10 protein-coding genes are annotated in these 13,922 nt (G+C 73.5%); all 10 read left to right on the top strand.

The genetic code is table 11. From position 1 onward, the window contains the following. Positions 1-617 precede the first annotated feature (617 nt). Positions 618-869: a hypothetical protein gene (locus ACWEKM_RS23850; protein WP_451623227.1), complete on the top strand. Its 252-nt coding sequence runs from the start codon at positions 618-620 to the stop codon at positions 867-869. Beyond that, a complete protein-coding gene (locus ACWEKM_RS23845) occupies positions 866-2,623 on the top strand; it encodes an FAD/NAD(P)-binding protein (RefSeq protein ID WP_451623226.1) in 1,758 nt (585 codons plus the stop codon). The genes ACWEKM_RS23850 and ACWEKM_RS23845 overlap by 4 nt, the downstream gene beginning before the upstream one ends. Before the next feature lie 60 nt (positions 2,624-2,683). Then, entirely contained in the window at positions 2,684-2,899 is a 216-nt protein-coding gene (locus ACWEKM_RS23840; protein ID WP_451623225.1) for a hypothetical protein, read from the top strand. Next, on the top strand, positions 2,896-4,014 hold the full coding sequence (locus tag ACWEKM_RS23835) for an LLM class flavin-dependent oxidoreductase (RefSeq protein ID WP_451623224.1): 1,119 nt from the start codon (positions 2,896-2,898) through the stop codon (positions 4,012-4,014). Before ACWEKM_RS23840 ends, ACWEKM_RS23835 begins: the two co-directional genes overlap by 4 nt. Beyond that, entirely contained in the window at positions 4,011-5,327 is a 1,317-nt protein-coding gene (locus tag ACWEKM_RS23830; RefSeq protein WP_451623223.1) for an LLM class flavin-dependent oxidoreductase, read from the top strand. The genes ACWEKM_RS23835 and ACWEKM_RS23830 overlap by 4 nt, the downstream gene beginning before the upstream one ends. Before the next feature lie 8 nt (positions 5,328-5,335). Next, positions 5,336-6,175, top strand: a complete 840-nt coding sequence (locus ACWEKM_RS23825; protein ID WP_451623222.1) for a DUF1684 domain-containing protein — start codon at positions 5,336-5,338, stop codon at positions 6,173-6,175. 320 nt (positions 6,176-6,495) lie between these two features. Further along, on the top strand, positions 6,496-7,401 hold the full coding sequence (locus tag ACWEKM_RS23820) for a S1 family peptidase (RefSeq protein WP_451623221.1): 906 nt from the start codon (positions 6,496-6,498) through the stop codon (positions 7,399-7,401). A gap of 378 nt (positions 7,402-7,779) precedes the next feature. Continuing rightward, positions 7,780-8,859 (top strand): S1 family peptidase, encoded by a 1,080-nt coding sequence (locus ACWEKM_RS23815; RefSeq protein WP_451623220.1) that lies wholly within the window; start codon positions 7,780-7,782, stop codon positions 8,857-8,859. A 400-nt stretch (positions 8,860-9,259) separates the two neighbouring features. Next, entirely contained in the window at positions 9,260-12,859 is a 3,600-nt protein-coding gene (locus ACWEKM_RS23810) for a DNA polymerase III subunit alpha (RefSeq protein WP_451623219.1), read from the top strand. After that, the gene (locus tag ACWEKM_RS23805; RefSeq protein WP_451623218.1) at positions 12,856-13,905 is read left to right on the top strand and encodes a DNA polymerase Y family protein; all 1,050 of its coding nucleotides are present in this window, start codon (positions 12,856-12,858) and stop codon (positions 13,903-13,905) included. Before ACWEKM_RS23810 ends, ACWEKM_RS23805 begins: the two co-directional genes overlap by 4 nt. Positions 13,906-13,922 lie beyond the last annotated feature (17 nt).

Genomic DNA, 13,922 nt, shown 5'->3' with positions numbered 1-13,922 from the left:
CGAAGTTGCCGGTCGGGGTCTTGCCGTCGCGGCCGGACAGGTGGTGCCGGGCGGGGTGCCGCCGATGCCCACCGCGACGGTGGGCCGGGTCGTACCCGCGGGTGGCAGTGCGGTCGCGACGACCGTGATGAACGGCGCGAAAAGGGGAATGCCGGGTGCTGCGCAGGGGTGTGCGTATCGGGCGGCGGTCTCCTGCGAACGGAAGGGTGCGGGGCGTGAGGGGAGGGGAGCGCGTGTGAAGGCGGCAGCAGAAAGGCGGAAGTGGAAAGCACAGGTGGAAGACGGCGCGGAACGCAGGAGAGAACGCGCGGGATGCCCGTCGGCGGGCGGGTAGCAGGGGGTCAGCTCAACAGGAACAGGACCACACGCGACCGAAGTCGATGTGGGAGCGGGTGACCAGCCACTGCTGTGGATACATGCGCCAAGTGGAACAGGTCTCCGGTTCCGCGTCAACCGACTTGAGACGTACCGCTCACAGTATGGACACCCTTGACAGCGAGGGGAAACGCCCACGTACTCTCGGCGGACGGCCCTGCTGAGGGGCTCGGCCGTAGGCGCCGCGAGGCGCTCCGTGTGAAGACGCGCACCGTGTCCCACCTATGTCACGGAGCCTTCGCATGTCATCGGACACCCTCGCCAAAGTCCCCGCGGCGCCGGAGCCCCCCGAGCACCCGGACACCCCGCGGATCGTGCCGCGACGCCGACTCGGGCAGCGGACGGCCGCCGTCTCCGTAGCCGTTCCCGTCCTGCTCGGCCCGGTCGCCGTCGCGATCATCGGACCGACCCTGTACATGGCCGCCCAGGCGCTCGGCCTCGGCCCGCATGACAGGGAGCGGCACTACGCGCGTGGTGCGGAGGCCCGCCGATGAGGCGCCAGTTGGTGATCGTCGGGGCCGGTCCGCGGGGGACCGGGCTGCTGGAGCGCATCGCCGCCAACGCGCCCGAGCTGTACGCCGGTCCGGGCCTCGACATCCATCTCGTCGACCCCTGCCCGCCGGGCGCCGGACGCATCTGGCGCGCGGCGCAGTCCCCGCTGCTGTGGATGAACTCGCACGCCGAGGACGTCACCATGTTCACCGACGAGACGGTGCGCATGGCAGGCCCGGTGCGTCAGGGCCCCACCTTGCACGAATGGGCGGGGCTCGACGGCCGGACCTTCGCCGACCGGCAGCTCCAGGGCCGGTATCTGCGCTGGGTGTACGACCGGGCCGTCGCCGACCTGCCCGCGGATGTCGTCGTCCACCACCACCCCTGGCGCGCCCTGCGGGTCAGCGGCCCGCGCGACGGGCGCCAGCAGGTGTGGCTCAAGGGCCGCCCGCGCCCGCTCATCGCCGACGCCGTGGTCCTCGCCCTCGGTCACCTGGATGCCGAACTCACCGAGGAACAGGCCGAGTTGGCGGCGTACGCGGGCACCCATGGGCTGCTCCATCTGCCGCCCGACTTCACCGCCGACACCGACCTGTCCCCGCTCGGGGCCGGCGAACCCGTCCTGGTCCGGGGCTTCGGCCTGGCCTTCGTCGACCTGATGGTGCTGCTCACCGAGGGCCGCGGCGGACGGTACGAGGGCGATACCTACATACCGTCGGGGCGCGAACCGGTGCTGTACGTCGGCTCCCGGCGCGGAGTGCCCTACCACTCGAAGATCGGCTACGACTGGACCGGTGAACGCCCCCCGCTGCCCCGCTTCTTCGGGCCCGCCGAGGTCGACGCGCTGCTCGCCCGGCCGGAGGGCTTCGACTTCCGGCGGGACGTGTGGCCGCTGGTGGAGAAGGAACTGGGCTTCGCCCACTACCACCGGCTGTTCACCGCCCATCCCGAGCGGACGGCCGTCGCCCGGGCCGACTTCGAGGAGAGATACGCGGCCGCCCGGACCGCCGACGAGATCCGCGCGCTGGTCGCCGCCGCCGTACCCGACCCCGCCGACCGGCTCGACCTCGCCGCGCTCGACCGCCCCCTCGACGGGGTGCGCCACGTCTCGCACGAGGAGTTCCAGGACGGGCTGCGCGCCTATGTCGAGGCCGATCTGAGCCGCCGTCACAACCCGCGGCACAGCCCGGACATGGCGGTATTCCTCGCGCTGCTGTCCGTCTACGGGCAACTGATCCGGCTCGGCGACGTCGGCCCCTGGTGGCACGGCTTCTTCAGCTATATCGCCTCCGGGCCGCCCGGACCCCGGCTGCGGCAACTGCTCGCGCTGTCCCGGGCGGGCGTGGTCAGGTTCGTCGGCGCCGATATGACCGTGACCGCAGAGGACGGGGTGTTCCGGGCCGCCTCCGCCACCGTGCCCGGCTTCCGTGTCGAGGCGCGCGCCCTGGTGGAGGCCCGGCTGCCCGAACCCACCGTCGGGCGCGCCCGCGACGGCCTGCTGCGCGCACTGCACGCCGACGGCGCCGCCGAGAGCCCCGACGGGCTGCTGCGGGTGGACCCTGCCGACGGGCGGATCCTCGACGGGGCCGGCCGGCCGCATCCCCGCCGGTTCGCGCTCGGGCCCTTCACCGACGGCCGCACCCCCGGCGCCTTCACCCGGCCGCGCACCGGCGGACCGGCGTTCCGGCAGAACGACGCCACCGCCCGCGCGGCCCTCCTCCTGCTGCGGGAGACGGCAGGTCGCGCCGCCGCGTAAGCCACGAAGTAAGCCTCGAAGCCACCCCGTCCGCCCCACCGTCACCAAGGGATCCATGCGATGAGCGGCATGGCCGACATCAGGTCCGTGCACAAGAGCTTCGGCCGGCCCGATGTCCTCAAGGGCATCGACCCCACCGTGCGCACCGGGGCCGCGTCGCCCGGCGGGCCCGCCCGCCGAGGTGCCGGACGCCCCGCGGCACGAGCGGACGCGGACTGTCCGTTCCAAGGCGCCGGAGGCCCGCCGGGCCGGCACAGAAAGGTCTTCCTGCCATGACCCCATCGTCCGGCCGGGGGCTGCTGCACCTGGCCGCCGCCGTCGACCAGCCGGGGGCCCACGACGCCGCCGCGTACACCGAACCGGCACGGCTCGCCGAGCGCGGCGTGCTGGACTTCGTGACGCTCGGGGACGGCTTCGCGCGCCCCGGGCCCGACGCGCTCGCCGTCCTCGCCCGGGTGGCGCCGGAGACCCGGCGCATCGGACTGGTGCCCACGGTGACCACCACGCACACCGAGCCCTTCCACGTCCAGGCGGCCGTCGCCACCCTCGACTGGGTCAGCCGGGGCCGGGCCGGCTGGCGGCTCGACGTCTCGGCCACCGAGAGCGAGGCGCGCCTCGTCGGCCGTCGCCCGGCCGCGTCCGCCGCCGACCTGTGGCGGGAGGCCGGTGAAGTCGCCGACGTGGCCGCGCGGTTGTGGGACAGCTGGACGGAGGACACCGGGCCGCGGGACCCGGCGACCGGCCGCCGCGGCGCCCCGGGCAGGCGGTACCCCGTCGACTTCACGGGCTCCACCTTCTCGGTCCGGGGTCCCTCGACCGCGCCGCGCCCGCCCCAGGGGCACCCCGTGCGCGTGGTCGACGCCACCGAGGGGCCCGCCCGGCCCACGGCGGCCCGGTACGCCGACGTGGCGCTGGTCCGCGCGTCGGGCCGCGCCGAGGCGGCGGCCGTGGGCGAGGAACTCCGGTCGGCCGCGGCCCGGTTCGGACGGGACCCGCAGACGCTGCGGGTCCTGGCGAGCCTCGTCGTCGACCTCGGCGGCGGCGAGGCCACGGCGGAGCCCGGCTGGGGGTCCCCGCCGCCCGGCCGGGGGCGCGGGCTCGGGCGACGCGGCGGGACCCGGCGCGGCACACCGGGGCCGCCGCTGTACCGCGGGGGTCCCGTCGACCTGGCCGAACTGATCGCCGCCTGGCACAGGGAGGGGGCCGTGGACGGCTTCCACCTGGTCCCCGCCGAGCCGCGCCGCGATCTGGAGCGGCTGGTCAACGGCACCGTGGTGCTGCTCCAGCACCGCGGTCTGTTCCGCACCTTCTACCCGGGCAGCACGCTGCGGGAGCACCTGGGCCTGCCCCGGCCCGCGGGCCGGTACGCGGCGGCCGGGGGCGGGGCATGACCGGCCACGGGCCCGCCCGGAAACGGATGCACCTCGCCGCGCTGCCCTGCTCCGGGTCTTGCTCCGAGCCCCGCTCCGGGCTTCGCGCGGACGGGCCCGCCCCGGACGGCGGTGGCCCGATCGGCCCGGCCGAGCCGGAGGCGAGCCCGCGGCTCGCATTCTCCTCGTACGAGCGTTTCGCCCGCACCGCCGAACGCGGGCTGTTCGACTTCCTCCTCCTCGCCGACGGGCACCTCCCGCACGAGCACGAGGGCCGCGCCCCCGACGCATACGCGGTGGGGCCCGAGCCGGTCACCGTGCTCAGCGCCCTCGCCGCGGTGACCGAGCGGCTGGGGCTCGCCGCCACGGTCGACGCGGCCTTCCACGAACCGTACGAACTCGCCCGGCGGCTGGCCACGCTGGACCACCTCAGCGGCGGCCGGGCGGCCTGGCACATGGTGACCTCCGGGCACGCCGCCACCGCCGAAAACTTCCGCCGCGGCACCGGTCTCGACCGCGCCGACCGGTATCCACGCGCCGCCGAATTCGCCGCCGCCGCACGGGAGTTGTGGGACTCCTGGACCACGGAGGGGGTGGCCGGGCCGGTCGCGCACCGGGGGCGGCACTTCGACATCGCGGGCGAGTTCACCGTGCCGCGCTCGCCGCAGGGACACCCGGTGCTGATCCAGGCGGGCGACTCGGACGAGGGTCGGGAGCTGGCCGCGGCCACGGCCGACGTCGTCTGCTGCGGCCGGGGGTTCGGAGTCCGGCCGCCGTCGGGACCCGTGGCCCGTCTCGGCCCGCTGGCGGCGGGCCGCGCCTTCTACGCGGATGTGAAGCGCCGCCTGGAGAAGTACGGCCGGGCACCGGACGACCTGAAGGTCATGCCCGGTGTCGGCATCGTCCTCGGCGACACCGCGGCCGAGGCCCAGGACAAGGCCGCCTCGCTCACCGGCACCGGGCTACGGGTGCCACCGCCGATCGGTACCGACACGCGGACCGGTATCGACGGGCGGACCGGTATCGATGCGCGGACCGGTATCGATGCGCGGACCGCCACTCGTGCGCGGGCCGTGATCGAGTCGGGCGAACGCCCGTGCTTCGTCGGCACCCCGGAGGCGGTCGCCGCCGAACTCGACGCGTTCGTACGGCAGGACGCCGCGGACGGCTTCGTCCTCGTACCGCATACCGGCCCCGGCGGCCCCGGCGGGCTCGACGAGTTCGTGGACCGGGTGGTGCCGCTGCTCCAGGAGCGCGGCGCGTTCCGCACGGAATACCGGGGCGCCACGCTGCGCTCACATCTGGGGCTTTCGGCCCCGGCACGGAAGGACTGACGACATCCATGACGACACCCACGACACCCACGACACCCACGACACCCACGACGGCGCCCACGACGGCATCCACGACGACGGACCCGAACGACGAGTGGAAGCGCTGGCACGAGCGGCGCGCGGAGACGGTGTCGGCCCCCTACGGGCCGCTCGCGCTGGTCGGCACGCACTGGATCGAGGACCACCCGGAGGGGCGACTGCCGGACATCCCCGGGAAGTGGGTGGCGGACGGCGACGGAGTCGTGCTCACCGCCACGGAGGCCGACGGACTGGCCCTGGACGGGCGGCCGTTCGCCGGTGCGGCCCGGCTCGGCGCCGACGCCGAACCGGCGGCCCGCGTCACACTCGGCGAGCGCCGACTCGTGGTGCTGGTCCGCGAGGGGATCTGGGGCGTGCGGGACTACGACCCGGACGCCGCGACCCGCCGTGCCTTCCGGGGTATCGACGCCACCCCGTACGATCCCCGCTGGTCGGTGCCCGGCCGCTTCACCCCCTACGAGACGGCCCGGACCGTGCGGGTCCGCGCCGCCGACGGGGTCGAACGCGGCCTCGGCCTCGCCGGCGAACTCGCCTTCACCCTGGCCGGCCAGGAGCGGACCCTCCAGGTCGCGCGGCAGGCCGACGGGCGGCTGTGGGCGGTGTTCGCCGACGCCGGCAGCGGGGACGGCAGCTTCCGGTTCCGCTTCCTGTACCCGGCTGCGCCCGACGCCGAAGGCCGTACGACGGTCGACTTCAACCGCGCCCAACTGCCGCCGTGCGCCTTCGCCGACCACTTCATATGCCCCTTCCCACCGCCGGGGAACACGCTGGGCGTCGCCATCGAGGCGGGGGAGCGGAAGCCGGCCTGAAGGGGAGGAAGCCTGCCTGGAGGGGAGCGGAGGGGAGGGGAGCGGAGCTGGCTTGGAGGGGAGCGGAGTCCGGCCCGATTACAGCGGGACCCGGGCCCAGACGAGGCGGTGCGGACAGGACCGGGCCAACAACGCGCAAAGCTCGTTCAAAAGTTGAAGGCTGAAAGACACTCTTGTGCCTACCGCCCCTTCGCCGGATATTTCCACCAGTGCTTGTCAGGGGCATGGCGTTCATGCATCCGGTCGCTCGTGCTCCTGACTGCGCCTCACGGGCCCCCGACCCCACGCGGGCCCCCGACTTCCCCAGGAGGGAACGAAACGTGAGGATCAAGCGCACCACCCCGCGCAGCGGTATCGCGAGACGGACCCGGCTGATCGCCCTGGCCTCCGGCTTCGTCGCCGCAGCAGCGTTCGCCGCCCCCACCGCCGACGCAAGCGACGTCCGGACGTTCAGCGCCGACCGGCTCACCGAGGCGAGCGACTCCGTCCTCAAGGCCGACATACCCGGCACGGCCTGGGCGGTCGACAGCACGACCAACCGTGTCGTCGTCACCGTCGACAGCACCGTCTCCCAGTCCGAGATCGCCAAGATCAAGGAGCAGGCGGGTGCCGCCTCGGGTGCCCTGACCATCGAGCGCACCCCGGGCGAGTTCAACAAGCTGATCTCCGGCGGCGATGCCGTCTATGCGAGTGGCTGGCGCTGCTCGCTGGGCTTCAATGTCGAGGACAACAGCGGCAATTCCTACTTCCTGACCGCCGGTCACTGCACCGACGGCGCGGGCACCTGGTGGTCGGACTCGGGGCGCTCCACCACGCTCGGCAGCACGACCGGCTCGTCCTTCCCGGGCAACGACTACGGCATCGTGCACTACACCAACGACTCGGTGACGAAGTCGGGCACCGTCGGCAGCGTGGACATCACCAGCGCGGCCACGCCCTCCGTCGGTACCACGGTCTACCGTCGCGGCTCCACCACGGGCATCCACAGCGGCCGGGTCACCGCGCTCAACGCGACGGTCAACTACGGCGGCGGGGAAGTCGTCTACGGGCTCATCCAGACCACGGTCTGCGCCGAGCCCGGTGACTCCGGCGGCCCGCTGTACTCCAACAGCGGCATCGCCTACGGTCTGACCTCCGGCGGCAGCGGCGACTGCTCCTTCGGTGGCACGACCTTCTTCCAACCGGTCACCGAGGCCCTGAGCGCCTACGGGGTCCACGTCTACTGACGTCCGCCCCTACAAAGACTCTCGCGTCAGCGGCCCCCGCGCGCAACCGGCGTGCGGGGGCTCCCTTTTGCTGCTCCGCTTCCTGGAAAAGGCGCGGCAACAACTGCCCCGGGCCCCGGGAGGGTCGAATTCCGGCCAGGTCTGAGGGCTGCTGTCCGCCGAACAGTTACGCGCATGTGGTGTTTGCGGCACGAATCTAACTGCGATGACAGTGCACGGTCAAAACGGAGGGGGCGTGTGGGGCCGCCGTACGCGCGACCTGAAGTCGGTCTTGTGTGCTCCCCATGAACCTCGGAATAGTAGGCGCCCGTCAACCAGCCTTCCGGCCCGCGAGGTCCCCACACCTCTTTGGGCCATCCCCCCACAGGAGGACGTGAGTTGAACCACCGACGCATACCCAGGCGGCGGGCCGCCGTGGCGGGTGCGGGAATCGCCGCACTGGTCACCGCGGGTCTTTCCTTCCAGACTGCGAACGCCAGCGAGTCGGCGGAGACCGCCGCGCCTTCGCTCCTGTCGGCCCCGGCGGCCGGAAAGCTCGCCTCCACGCTCGTGCATGAGCTCGGCGGCGACAACGCGGGCAGCTACTACGACGCGAAGTCCAGGCATCTCGTGGTCAACGTGCTCGACGAGAGTGCGGCCCGGGCCGTCGAGGCGGCCGGCGCCAAGGCCAGAATCGTCGCCAACTCCCTCGCCGAACTCGACGGCGCCCGCGCGACGCTGAAGCGGGACGCGACCATCGCCGGTACCTCATGGGCCCTCGACCCGGTCGGCAACAAGGTCGTCGTCACCGCCGACCGGACCGTCTCGAAGGCCGCGTTGACCAAGCTGGCCAAGGTGGTCGACGGGCTCGGCGGCACTGCCGAACTCCAGCGTTCGAAGGGGGAGTTCAAGCCCCTCATCGCGGGCGGCGACGCCATCAGCGGCTCGGGCGGGCGCTGCTCGCTCGGCTTCAACGTGGTCAAGGACGGGCAGCCGTACTTCCTGACCGCCGGGCACTGCACCGAGGCCATCTCCAGCTGGTCGGACTCGTCCGGCACCGTGATCGGCGAGAACGAGGAGTCCCACTTCCCGGGCGACGACTTCGGTCTGGTGAAGTACACCGGGGAGGTCGACCACCCGAGCGAGGTCGACCTCTACGACGGATCCGCCCAGGAGATCACCGGTGCGGCCGATGCCACCGTGGGCATGAGCGTGAGCCGCAGCGGCTCGACCACCCAGGTGCACGACGGCAAGGTGACCGGCCTGGACGCCACCGTGAACTACCAGGAGGGCACGGTCAGCGGTCTCATCCAGACCGATGTGTGCGCCGAGCCCGGTGACAGCGGCGGCTCGCTGTTCTCCGGGAGTGACGCGATCGGGCTCACCTCCGGCGGCAGCGGCGACTGCACCGACGGCGGTGAGACCTTCTTCCAGCCGGTGACGGAGGCGCTCTCGGCGACCGGTACCGAGATCGGCTGAGCGCCGAGCCACGTTCCTGTGAAGTCCCGCCCCGCGCGCGAGGGGCGGGGCTTCCGCGTGTGAAGACGCCCATGGCGCGGTGGTGCAGGTCGGGCGCGCGGAGCCCGGTGCGGTGGTGCAGGTCGGGCGCGCGCAGTCGCACGGAGTCGGGCGCGCGGGCGCCGCGAGCCGCACCAGGGGCAGCTCGGTCAGCCCGGTCAGCTCGGTCAGCCCGGGCGGCATGAGCGCCTCCCCGTGTGGCAATCCACCATAAAACGGGCCGGGTGACCGGTGTTTGCGCAGGTGGGGGGCGCCCGAATGGATGTCGTACACATGTTCGGGAATGGGGGTATGGTGGGGTGGGAGAGTTGGGAACTGATGTTCGAGAGCCGGTTGGGGCTCACGAGTGCGGGAGGTGCGTGTGCCGGGTTTCACGCATCTGCACACCGTCTCCGGGTTCTCCCTGCGCTACGGCGCCTCGCACCCGGAGCGGCTGGCCGAGCGCGCCGCCGAGCGGGGTATGGACGCCCTCGCCCTCACCGACCGCGACACCCTCGCCGGCACGGTCCGCTTCGCCAAGGCATGCGCCGGGGCGGGCGTCCGGCCGCTGTTCGGCGTCGAACTGGCGGTGGGTGAGCCGGAGGTCGTACGACGTGCGCACCGCCGCACCCCCGTGCGCGGCGGTGCCTTCATCGACGAGTCGGCACCCCGGGTGACCTTCCTCGCCCGGGACGGCGCCCGCGGCTGGGCCGACCTGTGCCGACTGGTCACCACGGCCCACTCCCCGACGCCTTCGGCCCCGTTCGGGCGGGACGGACACCGGACCGTGGGACACCGGACCGCGGGTGCCCCGCTGCTGCCCTGGTCCGGCAATCACGGCGACGGTCTGACCGTCCTGCTCGGCCCCGCCTCCGACGTCGGCCGTGCCCTCGCCGAGGGCCGCCCGGACCGCGCCGCCAGGCTCCTCGGCCCCTGGCGCGAGAGCTACGGCGACGCCCTGCGTCTGGAGGCCGTCTGGCACGGCCGCACCGGCACCGGACCGGGCTCCCTGCGGCTGGCCGCCCGCACCGTCGGCTTCGCCGCCGAACAGCGGATCCGGCCGGTGCTCAGCAACGCCGTCCGGTACGCCGACCCCGGGCAGGGTCCGGTCGCCGACGTCCTGGACGCGGCCCGCCGGCTGGTCCCGATCGACCCGACGAAGGAGCTGGACTCCGGCGAGGCATGGCTGAAGGACGCGGACGCGATGCTGGGCGCCGCCGAGCGGATCGTGGAGGCCGCGGGCTACCGCCGCGGCACCGCCCACCGCCTGCTGGAGCAGACGCGGGCCACGGCCGCCGACTGCCTGGTCGACCCCGAGGACGACCTCGGCATCGGCAGCGTCCACTTCCCCGAGCCGCACCTCGTCGGCGCCGGCCGCCGCACCGCCCAGCGGGTCCTGGCCTCGCGGGCGGCGGCGGGGATGGTGCTGCGCGGCTACACCGACCGGCGCGCCTACTGGGAGCGGATGCACCACGAGCTGGACATCATCGCCCACCACGGCTTCGCCTCCTACTTCCTGACGGTCGCCCAAGTCGTCGACGACGTACGGAAGATGGGCATCCGGGTCGCCGCGCGCGGCTCCGGCGCGGGCTCCCTCGTCAACCATCTCCTCGGCATCGCGCACGCCGATCCGGTCGAGTACGGGCTGCTGATGGAGCGCTTCCTGTCGAAGGAGCGGATCGCGCTGCCCGACATCGACATCGACGTGGAGTCCGCGCGCCGCCTGGAGGTCTACCGCGCGATCATCGACCGGTTCGGCACCGAGCGGGTGGCGACCGTCGCCATGCCGGAGACGTACCGCGTCCGCCATGCGATCCGGGACGTGGGCGCGGCCCTGTCCATGGACCCGGCCGACATCGACCGGATCGCCAAGTCCTTTCCGCACATCCGCGCCCGCGACGCCCGTGCGGCCCTGGCCGAACTGCCCGAGCTGAGACGGCTGGCGGGGGAGTCCCGGCGGGACGCCGAGCGGTACGACCGGCTGTGGGCGCTGGTCGAGTCGCTCGACGCCCTGCCCCGCGGGGTCGCCATGCACCCGTGCGGGGTGCTGCTGTCCGACGCCTCCCTGCTCTCCCGTACGCCGGTCGTGCCGACCAGCGGCGAGGGGTTCCCGATGGCGCAGTTCGACAAGGAGGACGTGGAGGACCTCGGGCTGCTCAAGCTCGATGTGCTGGGCGTGCGGATGCAGTCGGCGATGGCGCACGCGGTCGCCGAGGTGGAGCGGGCGACGGGCGAGCGGATCGATCTGGACGCGGTCGCGGAGGGCGATCCGGCGACTTATCGACTCATCCGCTCCACCGAGACACTGGGCTGCTTCCAGATCGAGTCGCCGGGCCAGCGGGATCTGGTGGGGCGGCTTCAGCCGGCCACCTTCCACGACCTGGTGGTCGACATATCGCTGTTCCGGCCCGGCCCGGTCGCCGCCGACATGGTGCGGCCGTTCATCGAGGCGCGGCACGGGCGGGCGCCGATCCGCTATCCGCACCCGGACCTGGCGGGGCCGCTGCGCGACACCTACGGGGTCGTCGTCTTCCACGAGCAGATCATCGACATCGTCGCCATCATGACCGGCTGTGGGCGGGGCGTGGCGGACCAGGTGCGGCGCGGGCTGTCCGACCCGGAGTCGCAGGGGCGGATCCGGGTGTGGTTCGCCCGGCACGCGGCGGAGCGCGGATACGACGCAGAAACGATTCGGCGTACCTGGGAGATCGTCGCGGCGTTCGGTTCGTACGGCTTCTGCAAGGCGCACGCGGTGGCCTTCGCCGTGCCGACGTACCAGTCGGCGTGGCTGAAGGCGCATCACCCGGCCGCCTTCTACGCCGGACTGCTCACCCACGACCCCGGGATGTATCCGAAGCGGCTGCTGCTGGCGGACGCGCGACGGCGCGGGGTGCCGATCCTGCCGTTGGACGTGAACCGGTCGGCGGTCACCCATCGCATCGAACTGGTGTCTGAATCAAGCAGGATGGTGTCTGAGTCGGGCGGGTCGGTGTCCGAGTCGGGCGGGTCGGTGTCCGAGTCGGGCGGGTCGGCTGCGCCCGGATCCGCGTCCGAACCGGCCGCATCCCCTGGTTCCCCCGGGCGTTGGGGACTGCGGCTCGCCCTGTGCGATGTGCACGGCATCAGCGAGGCCGAGGCGGCGCGGATCGCGGACGGACAGCCCTACGCCTCCCTACTGGACTTCTGGGAGCGGGCCCGGCCGAGTCGGCCGCTTGCCGGGCGGCTCGCCCAGGTGGGCGCGTTGGACGCGTTCGGCGCCAACCGCCGGGATCTGCAACTGCATCTGACCGAGCTGCACCGGGGTGCCCGCAGCGGCGGCGGTGACCAGCTCCCGCTGGCCGGCGGCCGGAGGACCGCCTCCGCGGGGCTGCCCGACCTCACCTCGGCGGAACGGCTCAGCGCCGAGCTGGGCGTGCTGTCCATGGACGCCTCACGCAATCTGATGGACGATCACCGGGAGTTCCTCAAGGAGCTGGGCGTGGTCTCGGCGCGTCGGCTGCGGGAGACCCCGCACGGCGAGACCGTGCTGGTCGCGGGCGCCAAGGCGGCCACCCAGACCCCGCCGATCCGCTCCGGCAAGCGCGTCATCTTCACCACCCTGGACGACGGGACGGGCCTGGTCGACCTCGCCTTCTTCGACGACTCCCACGACGCCTGCGCGCACACCGTCTTCCACTCCTGGCTGCTGCTGGTGCGCGGGGTGGTGCAGCGGCGCGGCCCGCGCAGCCTCAGCGTGGTGGGCGCCGCCGCCTGGAACCTCGCCGAACTCGCCGAACTGCGCGCCGAGGGCGGGCTCGACCAGGTGGCGGCGCGGCTGGCGGAGCCCGCACCGCAGGAGGAGGCGGCCCATCCGGTGCCGGACCGGACGATCCGCATGGCCACGGGGTACGAGATGCACCCCTGGGCCGATCTGCGTCCCGCGGGCGAGGACCCGGCGGGCGGAAGGAAGTTGTGGCACCAGAGTCCGGGGAGTGCGGGATGACCATTCTCTGCGTACGTTTCCAGCCGCGTCCGATGGACGAGGCGGCCCTGCCGGGGCTGCTCGGGCTGTTGGCGGAGTTCACCCCGGTCGTCGAGGCCCTGCCGCCGGACGGGGCGCTGGCCGATCTGCGGGGCGCCGAACGGTACTTCGGCCGCAGCGCCGCCGAGCTGGCGGCCGTGATCCGGGTCCGCGCCCTCGCGCTGTACGGCGTCGACTGCGCGATCGGCGCCGGGCCGGGCCCGCTGCTGGCCCGCATGGCGCTGAAGGACGCCCGGCCCGGGGTGACCCGGGCGGTCCCCGAGGGCCCGGACGCCGCCGCGGAGTTCCTCGCCGACCGGCCCGTCGGCGCGCTCCCCGGGGTCGGCGCGGCCACCGCCCGCATCCTGCGCGAGTACGGCCTCGACACCCTGGGCCGGGTGGCCGCCGCGCCGCTGTCCACGCTCCAGCGGCTGGTCGGCGCGAAGGCGGGCCGCGAGCTGCACGAGAGGGCGAACGGCATCGACCGCGGCCGGGTCGCCCCGAACGCGGTCTCCATCCCCCAAGATTTCGGCTGCGCTCAAGCAGGGGGGACCCCCATCCTCGTGGCCGAACGATCCTTCCCTCTCGACGAGTTGGACCCCGACCGGCACCGCCGTGCGCTGCTCTCGGCCGCCGGTGAACTGGGCGTCCGGCTGCGCACCCTGGAGAAGGTCTGCCGCACCCTGACCCTCATCGTGCGCTACGCCGACCTCCCCCGCTCTCGAACCGGCTCGAACGGGGGGACCCCCATCGCGACCACCCGCAGCCGCACCCTCAAGGAGCCGACCGCGCACTCACCGGCGCTGACGCGGACCGCGTACGGCATGTACGAGGCCCTCGGTCTGCAACGCGCCCGGGTCCGCGCGCTCGCCCTGCGCGCCGAGGGCCTCACCCCCGCCGAACACGCCTCCCACCAGCTCACCTTCGACCCCGTGGACGACAAGGTCCGCCGGATCGAGGAGGTGGCGGACCGGGCGCGCGCGAAGTTCGGCCCACGGGCGGTGCTGCCGGGCACGCTGGCCTCCTGAACGCCCGTCGGCCGAAG

This window comes from Streptomyces sp. NPDC004752 (assembly GCF_053601275.1).
The sequence above is the reverse complement of the archived record's forward strand: the minus strand, read 5'-3'. Positions and strand labels throughout refer to the sequence as shown.

What these genes read in the sequence shown, in the direction of transcription:
- ACWEKM_RS23850 (WP_451623227.1), top strand. Translation starts at nt 618, where the DNA reads ATGTCATCGGACACCCTCGCCAAAGTCCCCGCGGCGCCGGAGCCCCCC.
- ACWEKM_RS23845 (WP_451623226.1), top strand. Translation starts at nt 866, where the DNA reads ATGAGGCGCCAGTTGGTGATCGTCGGGGCCGGTCCGCGGGGGACCGGG.
- ACWEKM_RS23840 (WP_451623225.1), top strand. Translation starts at nt 2,684, where the DNA reads ATGAGCGGCATGGCCGACATCAGGTCCGTGCACAAGAGCTTCGGCCGG.
- ACWEKM_RS23835 (WP_451623224.1), top strand. Translation starts at nt 2,896, where the DNA reads ATGACCCCATCGTCCGGCCGGGGGCTGCTGCACCTGGCCGCCGCCGTC.
- ACWEKM_RS23830 (WP_451623223.1), top strand. Translation starts at nt 4,011, where the DNA reads ATGACCGGCCACGGGCCCGCCCGGAAACGGATGCACCTCGCCGCGCTG.
- ACWEKM_RS23825 (WP_451623222.1), top strand. Translation starts at nt 5,336, where the DNA reads ATGACGACACCCACGACACCCACGACACCCACGACACCCACGACGGCG.
- ACWEKM_RS23805 (WP_451623218.1), top strand. Translation starts at nt 12,856, where the DNA reads ATGACCATTCTCTGCGTACGTTTCCAGCCGCGTCCGATGGACGAGGCG.